The organism is Geomonas sp. Red276 (assembly GCF_054784495.1).
Window position 1 is genome coordinate 49,476 of the sequence record NZ_BLXW01000016.1, and the last position, 18,219, is coordinate 67,694.

The 18,219-nt window shown below is 61.8% G+C and carries 17 protein-coding genes; 9 read left to right on the forward strand and 8 right to left on the reverse strand.

Features of this window, described 5'->3' with window-relative positions; translation table 11 throughout:
* Window positions 1-15 precede the first annotated feature (15 nt).
* From gmk to ACYVL5_RS12645, 4 genes are all read left to right on the forward strand, one after another.
* Window positions 16-624, forward strand: coding sequence for a guanylate kinase (gene gmk / locus ACYVL5_RS12630; protein ID WP_460596001.1), 609 nt, complete (start codon window positions 16-18; stop codon window positions 622-624).
* Between the two features lie 59 nt (window positions 625-683).
* Window positions 684-890 (forward strand): DNA-directed RNA polymerase subunit omega, encoded by a 207-nt coding sequence (gene rpoZ, locus ACYVL5_RS12635; protein WP_250680891.1) that lies wholly within the window; start codon window positions 684-686, stop codon window positions 888-890.
* A gap of 267 nt (window positions 891-1,157) precedes the next feature.
* Window positions 1,158-3,308 (forward strand): RelA/SpoT family protein, encoded by a 2,151-nt coding sequence (locus ACYVL5_RS12640; RefSeq protein ID WP_460595934.1) that lies wholly within the window; start codon window positions 1,158-1,160, stop codon window positions 3,306-3,308.
* Between the two features lie 22 nt (window positions 3,309-3,330).
* The gene (locus tag ACYVL5_RS12645) at window positions 3,331-3,714 is read left to right on the forward strand and encodes a RidA family protein (protein ID WP_460595935.1); all 384 of its coding nucleotides are present in this window, start codon (window positions 3,331-3,333) and stop codon (window positions 3,712-3,714) included.
* A gap of 92 nt (window positions 3,715-3,806) precedes the next feature.
* On the opposite strand, the gene rpmB is transcribed toward ACYVL5_RS12645, so the two are convergent.
* A complete protein-coding gene (gene rpmB / locus ACYVL5_RS12650) occupies window positions 3,807-3,998 on the reverse strand; it encodes a 50S ribosomal protein L28 (RefSeq protein ID WP_250680894.1) in 192 nt (63 codons plus the stop codon).
* Between the two features lie 111 nt (window positions 3,999-4,109).
* On the opposite strand from rpmB, the gene ACYVL5_RS12655 reads away from it, so the two are divergent.
* Complete coding sequence (locus ACYVL5_RS12655; RefSeq protein ID WP_460595936.1) at window positions 4,110-4,700, forward strand: YdcF family protein; 591 nt, start codon at window positions 4,110-4,112, stop codon at window positions 4,698-4,700.
* Window positions 4,701-5,163: 463 nt separating this feature from the next.
* On the opposite strand, the gene ACYVL5_RS12660 is transcribed toward ACYVL5_RS12655, so the two are convergent.
* Window positions 5,164-6,819: a fatty acid--CoA ligase gene (locus ACYVL5_RS12660; RefSeq protein ID WP_460595937.1), complete on the reverse strand. Its 1,656-nt coding sequence runs from the start codon at window positions 6,817-6,819 to the stop codon at window positions 5,164-5,166.
* Between the two features lie 214 nt (window positions 6,820-7,033).
* A complete protein-coding gene (locus tag ACYVL5_RS12665; RefSeq protein WP_460595938.1) occupies window positions 7,034-7,852 on the reverse strand; it encodes a helix-turn-helix transcriptional regulator in 819 nt (272 codons plus the stop codon).
* A gap of 155 nt (window positions 7,853-8,007) precedes the next feature.
* Between ACYVL5_RS12665 and ACYVL5_RS12670 the strand changes: the two genes are divergently transcribed.
* Window positions 8,008-8,898 (forward strand): SDR family oxidoreductase, encoded by an 891-nt coding sequence (locus ACYVL5_RS12670; RefSeq protein ID WP_460595939.1) that lies wholly within the window; start codon window positions 8,008-8,010, stop codon window positions 8,896-8,898.
* 179 nt (window positions 8,899-9,077) lie between these two features.
* Here the strand turns inward: ACYVL5_RS12670 and ACYVL5_RS12675 are convergent, their stop codons facing one another.
* The 5 genes from ACYVL5_RS12675 to tmk all read right to left on the reverse strand — a co-directional run bounded on the left by ACYVL5_RS12675 (window position 9,078) and on the right by tmk (window position 15,215).
* Window positions 9,078-9,662, reverse strand: coding sequence for a hypothetical protein (locus ACYVL5_RS12675; RefSeq protein ID WP_460595940.1), 585 nt, complete (start codon window positions 9,660-9,662; stop codon window positions 9,078-9,080).
* 1,352 nt (window positions 9,663-11,014) lie between these two features.
* Complete coding sequence (metG, locus tag ACYVL5_RS12680) at window positions 11,015-12,544, reverse strand: methionine--tRNA ligase (RefSeq protein ID WP_460595941.1); 1,530 nt, start codon at window positions 12,542-12,544, stop codon at window positions 11,015-11,017.
* On the reverse strand, window positions 12,541-13,494 hold the full coding sequence (locus ACYVL5_RS12685; protein ID WP_460595942.1) for a PSP1 domain-containing protein: 954 nt from the start codon (window positions 13,492-13,494) through the stop codon (window positions 12,541-12,543). Before ACYVL5_RS12685 ends, metG begins: the two co-directional genes overlap by 4 nt.
* A gap of 74 nt (window positions 13,495-13,568) precedes the next feature.
* The gene (holB, locus tag ACYVL5_RS12690) at window positions 13,569-14,540 is read right to left on the reverse strand and encodes a DNA polymerase III subunit (protein ID WP_460595943.1); all 972 of its coding nucleotides are present in this window, start codon (window positions 14,538-14,540) and stop codon (window positions 13,569-13,571) included.
* Window positions 14,541-15,215: a dTMP kinase gene (gene tmk, locus ACYVL5_RS12695; protein ID WP_460595944.1), complete on the reverse strand. Its 675-nt coding sequence runs from the start codon at window positions 15,213-15,215 to the stop codon at window positions 14,541-14,543. It abuts the gene before it with no gap.
* Window positions 15,216-15,368: 153 nt separating this feature from the next.
* On the opposite strand from tmk, the gene rnc reads away from it, so the two are divergent.
* From rnc to era, 3 genes are all read left to right on the forward strand, one after another.
* On the forward strand, window positions 15,369-16,070 hold the full coding sequence (gene rnc / locus ACYVL5_RS12700) for a ribonuclease III (protein WP_460595945.1): 702 nt from the start codon (window positions 15,369-15,371) through the stop codon (window positions 16,068-16,070).
* The gene (locus tag ACYVL5_RS12705) at window positions 16,067-17,071 is read left to right on the forward strand and encodes an elongator complex protein 3 (protein WP_460595946.1); all 1,005 of its coding nucleotides are present in this window, start codon (window positions 16,067-16,069) and stop codon (window positions 17,069-17,071) included. The genes rnc and ACYVL5_RS12705 overlap by 4 nt, the downstream gene beginning before the upstream one ends.
* Window positions 17,072-17,279: 208 nt before the next feature.
* Entirely contained in the window at window positions 17,280-18,173 is an 894-nt protein-coding gene (gene era, locus ACYVL5_RS12710) for a GTPase Era (protein WP_460595947.1), read from the forward strand.
* Window positions 18,174-18,219 lie beyond the last annotated feature (46 nt).

Consider the following 18,219-nt stretch of genomic DNA (forward strand, 5'->3'; position numbering starts at 1 on the left):
GGTTTGGAGAATCAGATCAATCGAGAGGGTGTACTGTATGTGATCTCGGCCCCGTCAGGAGCCGGTAAGACCACGCTCTGTAAGGAAATTATTGACAAATTCCCTAACTTGCGGCATTCTGTAAGCTACACGACGCGCACCCCACGTAGCGGCGAGGTGCATGGGCGTGATTATTTTTTTGTGGGTAAGGAAGAATTCCAACGGATGGTCGATGCCGGAGAATTCGCCGAGTGGGCCGAGGTCCACGGCAACTTCTACGGCACCTCGCTGGCAACCTTGAAGGAGTGCCGCTCGCAGGGGATCGACCTGATCCTCGACATCGACTGCCAGGGTGCCCGGCAGTTGAAGAGCCGTTTCGAAGGTGGCGTCTACATCTTCGTACTTCCCCCGAGCATCGCCGAACTCCGCCGCCGGCTCGATACCCGCAGCCTCGATACCGCCGAGGTGATCGAGCGCAGGATCAAGAACGCCGCCGGCGAGATCAAGGAATCCCGCTGGTACGACTACATCATCGTGAACGACGATTTCCAGGTCGCGGCGGAGCAGTTGAAGAGCGTGTTGATCGCCGAGCAGTGCCGGACCTCCCGGCTCTTGGCTTCTCTCGCCGCCACCTTCGACATCTGAGGGTGGGGCGCTACCAAAGACAAACTCTTACTTTCCGATACAAAAAAGGAGTGTGAACAATGGCCAGGGTAACCGTCGAAGATTGTCTGGAGAAGGTGGATAACCGCTTTCTCCTCGTGATGCTCGCCTCCAAGCGGGTGAAGCAGCTTTTCAAAGGGGCCAAGCCGCTGATCGACAACAGGGGTGCCAACAAGAACGTGGTCGTCTCCCTGCGGGAGATTGCCGCCGGAAAGATCGGCTGCGAGCTCGGCAAGAAAGGTCGTTGATAGAAGAGGGGGGACTCGTGTCCCCTTTTCTCGCTCGCCTGGGGCTGACGGCAGAGGGGGGATCGCCCCGTGGTCGTTGGCCCTTTCTTTTTCGCCGAAATCGAAAACACCATGGAACGCGGATGGGACGGATGTACGCGGATAAACCTCGAGAGAGGCGAACCCGCCATTAAATCCTTGAGTCCCTTGCATGATCCGCCGATATCCGTTCCATCAGATTTTATCCGTGTTCCAAAGGTCCCTTTTGTCAGTTACAACCGTATCCACATGATCCGACTGAACGACATACTCGAGAAAGTAGCCGCCTACAACCCGGGGGCCGACCTGGACCTTTTGAGGAAGGCGTACGTCTTCTGCGCGAAGGTCCACCAGGGGCAGACCCGCCTCTCCGGCGAGCCGTACCTGATCCATCCCATGGAGGTGGCCGGCATCCTGGCCGAGCTCAGGCTGGACGTCGCCGCCGTGGTCACCGGCCTTCTCCACGACACCGTCGAGGATACCCTGGCCACCCACGAGGAGCTGGAGTCGATGTTCGGCGCCGAGGTGGCGAGGCTCGTGGACGGCGTCACCAAGATCGGGAAGATCCATTTCAAGACCCGCGAGGAGAGCCAGGCCGAGAACTTCCGCAAGATGCTCCTCGCCATGGCCACCGACATCCGGGTCATCCTGGTGAAGCTTGCCGACCGCCTGCACAACATGCGGACCCTGCAGTACCAGCCGGAGGCCAAGCAGCGGACCATCGCCAAGGAGACCCTCGACATCTACGCCCCGATCGCCAACCGGCTGGGGATCTCGTGGGTGAAGGGGGAACTGGAAGACCTCTCCTTCCGCTACCTCGAGCCGCAGCTCTACTACGATCTCGCCTCCAAGGTGGCCAAGAAGAAGCAGGAGCGGGAATCCTACGTCGGCACCGTCAAGGAGATCATCAAGAAGCAGCTGGCCGAGCACGGGATCAAGGGGGATGTCTCCGGGCGCTCCAAGCACCTCTACTCGATCTGGCGCAAGATGCAAAGCCGCAACGTCGACATCGACGAGATCTACGACCTGATCGCCATCCGCGTTTCGGTGGATGACATCCGCGAGTGCTACGAGGTGCTGGGGATCATCCACTCCACCTGGAAGCCGATTCCCGGGCGCTTCAAGGATTACATCGCCATGCCCAAGGGGAACATGTACCAGTCGCTGCACACCACGGTGATCGGTCCCCTGGGCGAGCGGATGGAGGTCCAGATCAGGACCTTCGAGATGCACCGGGTGGCGGAGTCGGGGATCGCCGCGCACTGGAGCTACAAGGAAGGGAAGGGGTACGACGAGAAGGAGGTCCGCCGCTTCACCTGGATCCGCCAGCTCCTCGAGTGGCAGTCGGAGCTCGACGATTCCAAGGAGTTCATGGACACCGTCAAGGTGGAGCTCTTCCCGGAGGACGTCTTCATCTTCACCCCGAAGGGGGACGTGAAGGGGTTCCCCAAGGGATCGACCCCGATCGACTTCGCCTACTCCGTCCATACCGACGTCGGCCACCGCTGCGTCGGCGCCAAGGTGAACGGCAAGCTGGTCCCCCTGAAGTACGAGCTGAAGACCGGCGACATCGTCGAGGTCATCACCTCGCCGCACCACACCCCGAGCAAGGACTGGCTGAAGATCGTCAAGAGCTCGCGGGCCCGCAACAAGATCCGCGCCTGGGTCAAGACCGAGGAGCGCCTGAAAAGCATCACCCTCGGCCGCGAGATCTGCGAGAAGGACTTCCGCCGCTTCTCCGCCAACCTCAGCAGGTTCCAGAAGAGCGGCGAGCTGAAGAAGGCGGCCGTCGAGTTCGGTTTCCTTACCGAGGACGACCTGATGGCGGCGGTGGGGTACGGGAAGCTCTCCTCCAACCAGATCCTCGGCAAGCTCCTTCCGGCCGAGAAGCTGGAGGCCGCCCAGGAGCGGAAGGAAACCCGGATCGGCAAGGTGATCGAAAGGCTCAAGGGGAAATCCTCCAGCGCCATCCAGATAAGCGGCGTCGAGGACGTCCTGGTCCGCTTCGGGAAGTGCTGCAACCCCCTTCCCGGCGACGAGATCACCGGCTTCATCACCCGCGGCCGCGGGGTCACCGTGCACACCGCCGACTGCCCGTTCGCGGCTGCCCTCGAGCCGGAGCGGCGGATCGACGTCGCCTGGAACAAGGGGAAAAAGAGCGCCTTGCCGGTCCGCATCCGGGTGGTCTGCAACGACGAGAAGGGGATCCTCGCCAACATCGCCACCGCCATCACCAACTGCGAGGCGAACATCTCCAGCGCCTCCATCCAGAGCACCGTCGACAAGAAGGGGGAAAACCTCTTCGAGGTGGACGTCACCGATCTCGATCACCTGAAGAAGGTCTTCGGCGCCATCATGAAGGTGAAGGGTGTCTTGAAGGTGGAGAGGCTCAAGAGCTGACGAATTTCCAGAGGAGGGGGATATGAAAAAACAGATCATCGCGACCGGACAGGCCCCCAAGGCCATAGGTCCCTACAGCCAGGGAGTGAAGGCGGGGGGCTTCCTTTTTCTCTCCGGCGCCATCGCTCTCGACCCGGCCACCGGTGAAATGGTGGGAGGAGGGATCGAGGCCGAGACCGAGCGGGTCATGAAGAACATCGAGGCGCTTTTGGCCGCCGCCGGCGTCGGCTTCGGCGATGTCGTGAAGACGGTCATCTACCTGGCCAGCATGGGCGACTTCGCCACCGTCAACGGCATCTACGGGCGCTATTTCGAAAGCGAGCCGCCGGCCCGGGTGACCGTCGAGGTCAAGGGGCTGCCGCGCGGCGCCCTGGTGGAGATCGAGGTGACCGCGGTTTGCGGGTAGGCCTCGCCCTTTCCCGCCGGCTGCCGGGTGACAAAAATAAAGCCGCGGACGCATTGAGCGCCGCGGCTTTAGGTTTCCTTGCAGGGTCGGGACTAGAGGGCTTTGGTCACGTGCCCGGAGCGAATGCAGCGGGTGCAGACCTTGATGCTCCTGACGGTGCCGTTCCTCACAGCCTTGACCTTCTGCAGGTTCGGGCGCCAAATCTTGCTGGTTTTGTTGTTGGCGTGGCTGACGTTATTCCCGAAGCTAGGGCCTTTACCGCAAATTTCGCAAATTCTGGACATTTCTTTCTACCCTCCGGTGTTTACTGAAGTCGTAACTTATAGCAGATGAATCCCGATGATGCAAGAGGAAATCTTTCTCTTTCTCTGGGTTCCGCATGGAAGGTGCAAATAATGGCTGTTTTGAAGGGTCTTGTCTCGCTGTTCATCCTGCTGGTGCTGATCGTCGGCGTGCTGTTCGTCGACTTCGTCTACAAAACGTTCTCCCTCACCCCGCGCGAGGTCCAGGCCGACGCCATCGTCGTATTGGCGGGCGGAAAGGGGCGTATCGAGGAAGGGGTGAAGCTTTTCCGGGCCGGGCAGGGGCGTCAACTGCTGCTGATCGGCGTCGATCCCATGGTGAAAAAGCACGAGCTCTTCCGCGGTCCCCGGTCCGAGAGCGTCTTCTTGGAGAAGGAGTCGAGGAACACCGTGGAGAATGCCATCTACGCCCGCGACCTGATCGTGAAGCACAAGATCACCTCGATCAAGCTGATCACCTCCCGTTACCACATGAAGCGCGCCACCCTGATCTTCAGAAACTCCCTCCCCAAGGACATCGCCATCTATCCGCACCCGGTGGACAGCCGGAACCTCAAGGAAGACTGGTGGGTGCACGGCGGCAGTTTCAAGCTCCTCTTCTCCGAGTTCTACAAGTACTGCGGCTTCCGCCTCTTCTTCATGTTCGCCCCGGGCGAGCTCCGCCCGCTGCCGCTGGGGGGCTAGCCTCCCCCGAGCCTGACATCATTCATAATCCCGCTCTCGTTTCCGGGAAATGGTTTCCTGATCCCGTCGACTCGTTCCCGGGAAGGAGGTTCTCTGATCCCCTCGCCCCTTCGGGGGAGAGAATCCGCCGATCCGGTGCGGCCGACCGCGCAGCGGCAATGAACTCCTCCAGCTTCGATAGGACCGCGACCAGTTCTTCTCACCCGGGTTGCTCGGAAGGCCCGTCCTGGTAGCAGTGGGCGCATCGCTGGTTGCATCGTTCGGTGATATGCCACTGACAGAGGATGCTGGCAGGAATATGCGGCAATGGTTGTTGACCCATCTCGGCCTCATTGCAAAAGACTAAAACCCGGCTGCCCCGTCACGTGAGCCCCTCATGCACAGGCAGGAAGAGATGGCTTGCAAGTCACCAGTGTCTAGCTTTCATTGGCGATTCGGGGGACATGACAGTGGGTTTCCGGCACTATTCCACTGTGGGGGCCTTACAGTATTTCTCCCTCAGCGTCACCTTGCTCACCTTTCCGACGCTGGTCTTGTCGAGCTCCTCCACGAACGCCACCTTGAGCAGGACGATCTGCTTGTTCACCACCCCCGTATCCGCGTATTCCTTGACATGGTGGGCGATCTCCCTCGCGGTCAAATTGCTCCCGGGATGCGGGACCACCAGCGCCAGGGGGCGCTCCCCCCACTTGTCATCGGGTGCCCCGATGACGGCCACCTCGGCTACCCCGGGATGACGCCCGATGATATCCTCCAACTCCAAGGAGGATACCCATTCACCTGCCACCTTGATCACGTCCTTGCTCCGGTCGGTGATCCGCACGTACCCCAGTTGGTCGCGCACCGCGACGTCACCGGTGTGCAGCCACCCCCCTTCCCATAGCCGCTCCGAGAACTTGCTCTCCTTCAGGTATCCCTGGGTCAGCCAGGGTGCCCGCACGACGATCTCCCCGGTGCTCGCGCCGTCACGGGGAAGTTCAGCGAGGTCGCCATCGACCACCTTAAGATCTACCAGCGGAAGGCTGCGTCCCGTCTTGCACCGGATAGTCGCCTGTTCCTCCACGGTCAGTTGGAGCATCTCGGGAGTCAGTTGGGAGAGGGTCAGGATAGGGCAGGTCTCCGACATGCCGTACCCCGTGAAGACGTCGATCCCCCGTTTCAGGGCCTCGACGCACAACGACCTCGGGAAGGCGGCGCCGCCAATGATCGCCTTCCACTTGCTGAAATCGATCTTCTGGGAGAGGGGGTGCTTGAGCAGCATGTGAAGGATGGTCGGGACGCAGTGCGAGAAGGTTACCTTTTCCCGTTCGATCAGATCCAGCAGGACCTCCGGGACGTAGCGCCCCGGGTAGACCTGCTTTACTCCCAGCATGGTGGCGATGTAGGGGAGCCCCCAGGCGTGTACGTGAAACATGGGTGTAATCGGCATGTAGACGTCATCGCAGTGCAGGTGGCCATGTCCGGAACTGGTGGCGAGAGCGGCCGTGGCGGCGAGAGAGTGCAGCACCAGTTGACGGTGGCTGAAATAGACCCCCTTGGGCATGCCGGTCGTGCCGGTGCTGTAGAAGGTGGTAGCCCGGGTGTTTTCATCCAGGTCGGGGAAGCTGAACTCGGCAGGTGCGGCCGCAAGCAGTGCCTCGTACTCTCCAACGAAGGGGATCGTCGTGGCGGGGGCGGACAGCTCATCGTTGAGCAGCACGTAGTTGCGGATCGTGTCGATGCGGCCCCGGATCTGTTCCAGGATGGGGAGGAACTCGCGGTTGACCAACAGGACATCATCTTCGGCGTGGTCGATGGTGTAGAGGATCTGTTCAGGAGAAAGCCGAACGTTAACGGTATGAAGGACCGCTCCGATCATGGGCACCGCGAAGAAGCACTCCAGGTAGCGGTGGGAGTCCCAGTCCATGACGGCAACGGTATCTCCACGTTGAACCCCGAGCTTGGTGAGCATGTTGGCGAGTCGGTGCACACGCTGGCGAAATTCGCGGTAGCTGTAGCGCCCCCCCCGGTACACGATAACCTGGTCCGGGTTGTCCCTCACCGGGTTGAACAGGAGGTTTTTGATCAGAAGCGGATAGTCATAGGCCGACGAGGTACGCGGGATGATAGATTCAGGCACGAGGTCAACTCCATTGGCAGCTGTTGTCAGCGCTCACTGTGATTGATTGAGAAGATCAGGAAGGAGATCAGCCGCCCAGAATTTATCACAATATCCCCCCTGCCTCCATCGCTTTTCGCCGCGATCTGCCGCGGCACTTTGGGGAGCCTGGTTCAGGCACGGGCCACACGACCATTAAGGAAACTTCCCGCACACCTGGTGGCATGGCGCCGACTTAGGTGAACAACGACCGTACGCGATCCTCATCGTCTGGTGTTGCTGGGGTGTAAATCACGAGAGTCAGATCGGGACGGCCGTCAACGGCGAACGAGGAGTACTCAAGGGTCAAGGTCCCAACGACCGGATGATGGAGTTGTTTGATACCCTCGCCGTGTGACAGAATGTCATGGTTTTGCCACATCGAATCGAATTCCGGACTCGAGAGACGCAGTTCCTCGATCAGCAGTTGTACGTCTTCCGTTGCTCCCGTTCGGACGATATCGGCGCGGAAACTGGCAACAATGGATCGGGCGACGCTCTCCCAGTCGGTCTGAACAGACCGCGCATGGGGATTAGTAAAGAAGAGCCTCAGAATGTTTCGCTGGGAGCTTTCGAGGGCATTGTAGTTCGTCAGTACTAACGATGCGGCCTTGTTCCATCCCACAATGTCCCAAAGAGACGTTCTCACGAACGCTGGACTATATTCCAGTGCGTCCAGAATGCGCTGCAGGCGCGGGGTGATGCCTTCGATGCGCTGGTAGCGAACTTCAGGCGGTCTTCCCAGGGCAAGGAGGTAAAGGTGCACGCGCTCGGCGTCCGTCAGCATCAGGGCGCGAGCGATTCCATCCAAGGCATTTGCGGAGGGCGCGCCCCCCCGGCCTTGCTCAAGCCACGTGTACCATGTGGCGCTCACGTTCGCGCGCTGCGCAACCTCTTCCCGGCGCAACCCGGGCGTACGCCGGCGAGTGGTAGAAAATCCCAATGCCGCAGCATCAAGTTTGGTGCGGCGGTCCTTCAGATATGCTCCCAGAGCGTTCTCTTTGTCGGTCGTCATCCCTTATCCTGTTACTGCTTATACCAGTATAAAGTCACTACTTTACCAGAATATATCGCAAAGCTAGTATGACCTTGCCATAAATTGACCTCCATGACAATAGGTCACTCAACGAGGAAGGGCAGGTCCAAAGTTCACACAAAAGGAGAGGCAACATGCGTGTATTCGTTACTGGTGCAACGGGATTCATTGGTATTGCCGTAGTGAGAGAGCTTGTCTCTGCCGGCCATAAAGTTGTCGGCCTTGCCCGCTCGGAGGAAGGGGCACAATCCCTGGTAGCAGCCGGAGCAGATGCTCTCCTCGGCTCGCTTGAAGATCTCGACAGCTTGCGAAGCGGTGCCTCGGCTGCCGAAGCCGTTATTCACCTGGCCTTCATACATGATTTCAGCCGGTTCCAAGAAAACTGCGAAATCGATCGGCGTGCCATTGACGCTTTAGGCTCGGTGCTTGCCGGGTCTGCCCGTCCCTTGATCGTTACGGCGGGGACGGCGGGATTGGCCGGGTCCGGGCAAGTTGCCACCGAAGACGATGTCGTGCCGCCGGATTTCCCATTCCCCCGCGTTTCGGAGCAAGCCGCTCTCGCCTTGGTACCGAAAGGGGTGAGTTCCGCCGTCGTACGCTTGCCGCAGGTCCACGACACGGTCAAGCAGGGGCTTGTCAGCTATGCCATCGCGATAGCGAAGGAGAAAGGCGTATCCGCCTATGTGGGGGAGGGGGAAAACCGCTGGTCGGCGGCGCATGTTTCGGATGTCGCACGCCTGTACCGGTTGGCGCTGGAGAAGCATCAGCCGGGTGCCAGGTATCACGCGGTGGGCGAGGAAGGTGTACGGATGCGGGAGGTCGCCGAAGCCATCGGTCGAGGTTTGCAGGTACCGGTAGTTTCCCTGTCTGGGGAAGGCGCCCAAGCCCATTTCGGATGGCTGAACCTGTTCGCGAGCCACGACCTTATGGCCTCCAGCGGGTTGACCCGGCAAAGACTGGGATGGATTCCCGCGGGGCCGGGGCTGATCGAAGATCTCGATGAGATGGATTACTCCCACGTTTAAGAAGCCCCCCCTCTGTCAGTGGGGCGGGGCTTCGCAGGTAAACTAGCGGATTCGACGATCTTACCTAGAGGCCTTCCCACCCCCCCGGCTGGGTTGGCCTCTTGTTTTATCTGCAGATCGCGAGGATTTTGGTCGGCGAGTCCCCGACAGTTCCAGGTACAGGTCGTCAAATCCGGAAGTCAAAGATCTCTTTCGGTGAATTCGATAAAGCGGTTGACTACCTCTTTGATCCTGGAGAGTGCTTCGCTGAGACGGCGTCGGCGGAGTTCAGACGGGACGTCGTCGGGAGACCATACCTGCTTGACCGTGCTCAAAGGAATCCATTCACGCCGCGTTACCCTGTCGTAGTTTTCGGTTATTCCGCAACATACGGCTCTGTTCCATTCTTCCTTGCTGCTAGAAAGCCACTTGGCCCTGAACTCGGGAAACGTGGGGTTCTCTCCGAAATTCATTTCGCTTACGTCTATTGCCGTTGCGCCTCCCCGCGGGTCGCGGTGCACCTTTTCCACGTAAGCGACATGCCAGAAGTTCTTGATGGCGAATATGGCGACATCCCCCTCCGTGATGTCGGCGATGCCGGTGTTTTTGAGGGCGGGCATGTCGTCTTTGGAAGGCAAGGGAAACGTGGGAATGCGTTCTTTTACGTAGTCGACACAGTACCCGTGTCTTTCTACCCAGTCATTACAGTTACAGCTGACGGCATAACAGCAGGTGTCGACGGTGGTAACCAGCGTAGCCAGTACAATTATCGCTAAAACTTTCATTCGAACCCCAAAACGGTGACAGCCGGACAGGTTTCCGGCCGCAAAGATCCAAAAGCAGGATCGCCTGCGCCAACTTTGCTGCGCACGAAGACGGGGCGATGGCCACAGATCCGCCTATGATTCCAGGCGGGCTATCCGGGGCAGCCCCCTCATGTCGATCACACCGCTCCGGTCGTGCCGTACCGGTGAATGCGCAGTGCGAGGTTATGACCGGCTTTTAGATGCGGGGGGCGAACGGCCGACGGTAGGGGGAGGCGGCGGGGACGTGTACCGGGGCGGTACGAGGTCGGAGATCTGGTAGGAAAGAATGTTGCTGGGAGCAACCTGCGTCGGCACAACCGAGACAAGGTCGTTTTGCTGCTTCAGGCAGTTTGCAATGCTTTTGTGCTGGCTCTCGACAACTATCCGTTGGGTCGCTTTAGGACGGTGGGGGCGTGACAGGTCCGGGACACGCACCCCGGCGGACAGGAGGCTGAGGGCGACCAGGAAAATGATCAGGATCTGCAGGCGGTGATTTATGCGGGAATTCATCATCTTTGACGGGTACCGCCACCTTAGTAGCACGTTTTCCCGTCGATGGAAAGAGCGGAGTCTGTCCTGAAGGAGCCAAATGGGGGCGGCGTTTCTCAGGATGAATTCCGTTTGCCCCGGGCGGGTCCCCAACCATTCTCTCCCGGGATGCTCACGGCATGGTCTAGTCCTGAGCCGGCTGGAGGCAGGTAGCAACCCTCGGGAGCTTCGCCACGATGGTGGTGACCTCCGCCGAGCCCCCCCGAACACCCGGCTATTTGCTGCGGCAGCGTCGACGTTTGTCGCGAGGTGGCTTCGCGAGGTTACAGCCGTTAGGAAAAGTGATCTTTACCCTCGGAGGTTTCACCCTCCTTGCGGACCACGTTGGTGTGAGGGGGGAATAAAACGGGTGGCCGGCTCTCTACAAAGGGTGCAGCGCGGGTCCGGGGGGGAAGGGAGGGGAGCCGCCCAGGGGGAGCCCTCGACTGCGTCGGCACCTTAACGCAATCACTCCTTGCGAGGGGGGACAATTCGGGTCCTTGCCGCGACTGTTCGGACGAGGGTCGCGACTGTTCTGACGAGGGTCGTGACGGAGTTGTTTTTTTGCCTTGTAAGGCTCCGTTTTGGTTGACTGTTTTGGTTTAATGAACAGGACGGAGTTGGCGGAAGGCTTGGCAGGTCGGTTGGAAGGGGGGGCAGGGCTGCCGGAGGACGAGGGGCTTAGGGGGAGCGAAACGGATGAGTGAGAAGGGGGGAGGGGGCAAAAAGAGAAGCGGAGATCTTCTTAAAAAGAAAGGGACGCCGGTCTGGCGTCCCTTTGGTAGGTGATGGGGTGACTTCGGTTATTCCGCCTTCTCTTCGATCCTCGGGAAGAGGGGAGCGGCTTTCTCGATGGTGGAGCCGGCTTTGAGACCGCCCCAGGCGAGGGATTCCTTGGTGGGAGCCTCGGTGATGCCGAGGTAGCCGAGCCCCTTCTCGGAGGTCCGCGGCATGAAGGCGGAGAGGAGGGTGTAGACGATCCTCTGCGACTCGAGCATGTAGTACATGACGGTCCCCAGCCGCTCCTTCTGGGCGGGATCCTTGGCCATGGCCCAGGGAGCCACCTCGTCGATGTACTTGTTGCCGGCCGAGATGACCTCCCAGATCGACTGCAGCGCCTTGGAGAAGGCGAGGTCTTCGAAGTGGCCGTCCACCTGATCGATCATGGCTACGGTCTTCTCGCGGTAGGCGGTATCCACCTCGGCCTCGGCGCCCGGCTTTGGCAGCACGCCGCCGAAGTACTTGCCGAGCATGGCGGTCGAGCGGTTCAACAGGTTCCCGAGGTCGTTGGCGAGATCCGAGTTGATGCGGGCGATCAGCGCCCCGTGGGAGAAGTCGCCGTCCAGTCCGAAGGGTACCTCGCGCAAGAGGAAGTAGCGGACCGCGTCCACGCCGTACTTCTCGATCAGCATGTTCGGCTCGACCACGTTTTGCAGGCTCTTGCTCATCTTCTGCCCCTCGATGGTCCACCATCCGTGGGCGAAGACCTTCTTCGGCACCGGGAGCCCGGCCGCCATCAGGAAGGTCGGCCAGTAGACGGTGTGGAAGCGGAGGATGTCCTTGCCGATCAGGTGCACGTCGCACGGCCAGTACTTCTCGAAGTCGCCCCCTTCGTTCGGGTAGCCGAGGGCGGTGATGTAGTTGGTCAGCGCGTCGAACCAGACGTAGACCACGTGCTTGTCGTTGCCCGGGACCGGGATCCCCCACTGGAAGGTGGTGCGGGAAATCGACAGGTCGCGAAGCCCCTCCTTCACGAAGGAGATGATCTCGTTACGGCGGCTTTTGGGCTGGATGAAGTCCGGGTTCGCCTCGATGTGGGCCAGGAGCTGCTCCTGGTACTTGCTCATCCTGAAGAAGTACGACTCCTCCTTGAGCTTCTCGGTCGGGCGGTTGCAGTCCGGGCACTTGAAGTCGATCAGCTGGGTCTCGGTCCAGAAGGTCTCGCACGGGGTGCAGTACCAGTCCTCGTACTCGCCTAAGTAGATGTCACCCTTCTCCATCACCCGCTCGAACATGGCCGCCACCCCCTTCTTGTGGCGCTCCTGGGTGGTGCGGATGAAGTCGGTGTTGGAGATCTCGAGCTTCTCCCACAGCGACTGGAAGCGTTTCATGACGCGGTCGGCCAGCTCCAGCGGGGTCTCGCCGGCGGCGGTGGCCGCCTTCTCGACCTTCTGCCCGTGCTCGTCGGTGCCGGTGAGGAAGAAGACGTCGAAACCCATGAGCCGCTTGTAGCGCGCCAGGACGTCCGCGGCCAGCGTGGTGTAGGCGTGGCCGATGTGGGGGACGTCGTTGACGTAGTAGATGGGGGTGGTAACGTAGAAGGCCGGTTTCATGATGGTTTCTCCTTTTTGCGTTCCTTGACGTCCTGCGGGCGCCGATCGCGGCGCTGCTGCTTGGCGGCCTGGGCGGCCTTGGCCTTGTCCTGCTGCCCCTGCCCCTGACCCTCGCCCTTGCCCGGCTGCGGCTTTTTCACCTTGTCGCTTACCTGGTCCGGGGTGATGTCGTCGCCGTTCAGGGTGACCATGCTGTCGTCGGTGGTTTTGAGGGTGACGGTCCCCTGCAGTACGTTGACCTTGACCACCTCGCCGTCCACCTGGCCGCACTGGACCCTCTTGCCGCACTTGGGAAGCCCCTTCCTCAGGCTGCAGTAGGTCTCGAACTCGTAGGAGAGGCAGCAAAGAAGCCTCCCGCACTGGCCGGAGATCTTGCTCGGGTTGAGGGCGAGGTTCTGCTCCTTGGCCATCTTGACCGAGACCGGCTCGAATTCCCGGAGATAAGAGGAGCAGCAGAGCTCCCTGCCGCAGATCCCGATCCCTCCCACCATCTTGGACTCGTCGCGCACGCCGATCTGGCGCATCTCGATCCTCGTGTGGAAGGCGTGGGCCAGGTCCTTGACCAGTTCCCGGAAGTCGACCCGGCCGTCGGCGGTGAAGTAGAAGATGGCCTTGCTCCCGTCGAAGAGGTACTCCACCTTGACGAGCTTCATGTCCATCCCGCGTTCCTTGATGCGGGTCAGGCAGAACTTGTGGGCCTCCTTCTCCTTGGCGGCGTTGGTGGCCAGGGCGGCGAAGTCGGAGGCCTCGGCCATCCGCTGCAGCGTCTTGGTCCCTTCCGGCAAAAGCGAGTCGTCGACCTCGATGGGGCCGGCCACCACGTGGCCTATGCTTTTGCCGCGCTCGGTCTCCACGATGACCCGGTCCCCCGGTTTCACCTGGAACTTGCCGATCAGGAAGTCGTAGAGCTTGCCCGCCGCGGTGAATTGTATCCGTGCTATCTTTGCCAAAAATCCTCCATGGTACTCATGCTAGCTTTTACCGGCCGCCTGGCAGCCGGTTGTGGCCGCAAACACGGCCGGCGCTAGCCACGCACCCCGTCGGCGAGGTGCATGAAGAAGACCTCGAGGGCGAGCCGTGCGTTGACGTTGCGGGAGAGAAGCGACCTTAAGTGGACGAGCTGTTCGATCAGCTCCATCACGCTTCCTTCCGATCTGCGCGACGCCTCGAAGGCCACCAGTTGCTCCAGGTCGGAGTTGGCGAGCCCCTCGGGGGTCGAGCGGTAGATCAGGATGTCGCGCAGAAACGACAGGAGCAGTTCCAGGCACCCCGGGAGCCCCTCCTTGTCGGCGGCCATCTCCTCGGCGGTCTGGAAGAGCGCCTGGATGTCGCGGGTGTTGAGGGCGAGGACCCGGTTGAGGAAGGCGACCCTTCCCTCCAGCACCCCGTCGGCGCCGATCTCCTTGGCGCGCTTGAGGCTCCCCCCGCACAAGGTCGCCGCCACCCGCGCGGCCTCGGCCGGGAAACCTTCCCGCACCAGCCGCTCCTCCACCAGCTCGACCGGCAAAGGCTGAAAGGCCAGCGACTGGCAGCGCGACTGGATGGTCTGCATGACCGCCGAGCGCTCCGGCGTGATGAGGATCATCAGCGCATCGCCGGGGGGCTCCTCGAGGGTCTTCAAAAGCGCGTTCCCCGAGGCCTGGTTCAGCTTCTCGGCGCCGTCGATGATGCAGACCTTCTTGGGCGCCTCGAAGGGGCGGTAGGCGAGCTCCTTCTGCAGCTCCCGGATCTGGTCGATCTTGATGAAGGCCCCCTCCGGCTCCAGGATGTGGAGGTCGGGGTGGTGGCCGCCTGCGAGCTTTTTGCAGGAGGGGCAGACACCGCACCCATCCTCCCTGCCGCAGAAGACCGCCTGCACGAAGGCGAGCGCCGTCCTTCTCTTCCCGCACCCCTCGATCCCCGAGAAGAGGTAGGCATGCGAGACCCTCCCCATGGAGATCGAGCGCTTCAGGATGGAGATGGCGGCGTCCTGGCCGATGACGTCGGAGAAGGCCATCTAGCGGACCCGGCCTCCGCCGAAAGCGGCCCGGAGCTTGTCCGGGAGACGGGAGGCGATGGCCGAGACCAGCACCACCTCGGTCTGCTCCACGCTGCCGGAGCCGTCGACCACCACGAAGCGGTCGGGATAGGTGGCGGCGAGCCTCAGGTAACCGTCCCGGACCCGTTCGTGGAAGCGGACCGACTCCAGCTCGAAACGCTCCTCGCGGGCCCCCTTGGTGTTCTCGATGCGGGCCAGCGCGCGGGTGAGACCGACCTCGACCGGGCAGTCGATCAAAACGGTGAGCTGCGGCTGGAGTCCGCCGGTGGCGAGCTCGTTCAGCTGCCCGATGGTTGCCAGGTCGAGCTCCCGCCCGTACCCCTGGTAGGCCATGGTCGCATCGGTGAAGCGGTCGCAAAGGACGATGTCGCCGCGCTCCAGTGCCGGCGCGATCACCTCCTGGACGTGCTGGGCGCGTGCCGCAGCGTACATGAGGAGTTCGGCCAGCGGGACCATGTCCCGGTTCTCGGCGTCCAGTAGGATCGCCCGGATCTTGTCGGCGACCGGGCTTCCCCCCGGTTCGCGGGTGGCGGTAACCCTTTCCCCCGCCTCCTCGATCCGCTCCTTGAGGCGCTTCAGCTGGGTGGTCTTACCGCATCCTTCGACACCTTCAAATGTAATGAAAAAGGCCATGTCGACGCTCTCATGATTACGGTGAAAATCGATAAATTATAGGAGAGGGGGGTGCACAATGCAAGATTTAAATCGACGCAAAGCCGCATGACTATTGCCATGGCGGAGCCCTTTGGCTATAGTGGCGCAAACACGGGGGGAGCGGTATTTCTCATGGGCAATTCGGATTACGACAACCTTTCGGTGATCGAGGAAAAGCTCGGCTACCGCTTCAAGGAGCGCACCCTCTTGCAGCAGGCGCTGACCCACCGGACCTACGTCAACGAGGCGGGGGGTGGGCGGGACAACCAGAGGCTCGAGTTCTTCGGAGACTCGGTGCTCGATTTCCTCCTCTCCGAGATCCTCCTGACCCGTTTCCCCGACTGCCGGGAAGGGGAGCTGACCCGCATGAGGGCTGCGCTGGTGGACGAGGTGAGCCTCGGACGCATCTCGGCGGCCCTCGACATCGGCTCCGGCTTGAGGCTTGGGCGCGGGGAGGAGAAGGGGGGAGGGCGGGAGAAGCGCTCGCTTTTGGCCGACGCCTTCGAGGCGGTCTTGGCCGCCGTCTACCTCGACGGGGGGATCGAGGCGGCGCGCAGCGTGGTGACCGGCTGTTTCCTGCCGCTACTGGATTCCCACGAGACCCTCTCCGGCCGCGACTTCAAGACCGACCTCCAGGAGCGGGCCCGCATCGTCCGGCGCGAGCTCCCGAGCTATCGCCTGAAGGAGATCAGCGGTCCCGACCACGACCGCCGCTTTACCGTGGAGGTCTTTCTCGGCGACCAGCGGATGGGGGAGGGGGCCGGAAGGAGCAAGAAGGAGGCCGAGCAGGCCGCCGCCCGGGCCGCGCTCACCATGCTGAAGGGGGAAGGTTGAAGCCGGTCCTGGTTCCCTTCTTCATCCCGCACCTCGGATGCCCTCATCGCTGTGTATTCTGTGACCAGGAGAAGATCGCCGGCGCCCGGAGCGTACTTCCCGATCCCGCCCAAATGCGGGGCCGGGTCGCCGAATACCGGAGCGCTGCGCCGGGAAGGGCGCTGGAGGTTGCCTTCTACGGGGGGACGTTCACCGCGCTTTCCCACGCAGACCAGCGCCGGTTGCTGGAGCCCCTGCAGCCGCTTCTCGCCTGCGGCGAGGTGCGGTCGGTGCGGCTTTCCACCAGGCCGGACGCCATCGATCCCGGCACGGTCTCCTTCCTCGTTTCCATGGGGGTGACCACCGTGGAGCTCGGGGTGCAGTCGATGGACGACCAGGTTCTCATCCGCTCCCGCCGGGGGCACACCGCGGCCGATGTGGAGCGGGCCGTTTCCCTGCTCGGCCAGGGGGGGCTCTCGGTCGGGATCCAGCTCATGCCGGGGCTCCCGGGAGACAGCGAGGAGCGCTCGCTTGCTTCGCTTCGCCGGGCGCTGGCCCTTTCCCCCTCCTTTCTCAGGATCTATCCCGCCCTGGTCATCGACGGTACCGAGCTTGCCGACCTCTACCACCGGGGGAAGTACCGGCCGCTGTCGCTGGACGAGGCGGTCTCGGTGTCCAAGAAGATGCTGGCGGCGGCCAGGGAGGCCGGCATCCCGGTCGTGCGGATGGGGCTGCAGCCGACGGCGGAGCTGGAGACGCCGGGAGTGATCCTGGCGGGGCCGTATCACCCCGCCTTCGGACAGTTGGTGGAGGGGGAGCTGCTGTACGACCGCGCCTGCGAGCTGGTCGCCGGGCTCCCGGCCGGAAGTACGGTCTCCTTCGTCGTTTCGCGGGGAAGGGTCTCGGACCTGGTGGGGCAGCGGAGGCGAAATGTCAGGCGGCTCGCGGAGCGCTTCGGGGTCACGGTGGGGAAGATCCGGGAGGCCGCTGGGCTGGAGGAGGGGACGGTGCGGGTGGAATGAGAAGACCCTGCCCTCACCCGCCCTTCGGGCGCCCTCTCCCCTGAAGGGGCGAGGGTAAAGTAAATGCGCCCTTCGGGCACCTCGGAAGAAATAGGAGAACGGCGACGGGAGGTGAAGCGTCGCCGCAACCGTGTATACTTGGGTAATGTTTTGATTTCTATAGAGAACGGGATTTACCAGCGATCCGTTATCGATACTGGAGGCTTTCATGGCTGAAGAAACATTCCGTTCAGGGTTCGTGTCCATCGTGGGACGCCCGAACGTTGGCAAATCCACCCTGCTGAACAGGATCCTCGGCGAGAAAATCGTCATCACCTCGGACAAACCCCAGACTACCAGGAACCGCATCCAGGGGATCCACAACGTTCCCGGCGGACAGATCGTCTTCATCGACACCCCGGGCATCCATCGCGCCAAGAGCCGCCTCAACAAGTTCATGGTGGAGGAGGCCCTCTCCGCCGTCGAAGGGGTGGACCTGATCCTCTTCCTGGTTGACGGGGGCGCCGATCCCGCCAAGGAGGCCGGCATGATCAAGGAGGTCCTCTCCGGAGTCACCGTCCCGGTCATCCTGGTGCTGAACAAGATCGACCTGATCCCCAAGGGGGACCTCCTGGAAAGGATGCTCTGCTACGGCGAGTGCTTCCCGTTCAAGGAGATCATCCCCATTTCCGCCATGAGCGGTGACGGCGTCGATCAGCTGGTGCAGCTCGTCCATGGTCTTCTTCCGGAGGGGCCCTGCTATTTCCCCGAGGACATCCTGACCGACGTCCCGGAGCGCTTCGTGGTGGCCGAGATCATCCGTGAGAAGATCTTCCGTCTCACCCACGACGAGGTCCCCTATTCGGTGGCGGTGGTGGTGGACAGCTTCAAGGAGCGGGAAAACGGGACGGTAGCCATCTCGGCGACCATCAACGTCGAACGCGATTCCCAGAAGGGGATCATCATCGGGAGGCGGGGCGACATGCTGAAGCGGATCGGGACCCAGGCCCGCCAGGAGATCGAGCAGCTCCTCGACACCAAGGTCTTCCTGGAGCTCTTCGTCCGGGTGAGCCCGGAGTGGAGCGACAATACCCGCATGCTGAAGGAATTCGGCTACCAATAGCCCCGCTGGGGTGGGGCGTTCAGCCCCGGCCCATTGGCCTCTTCTC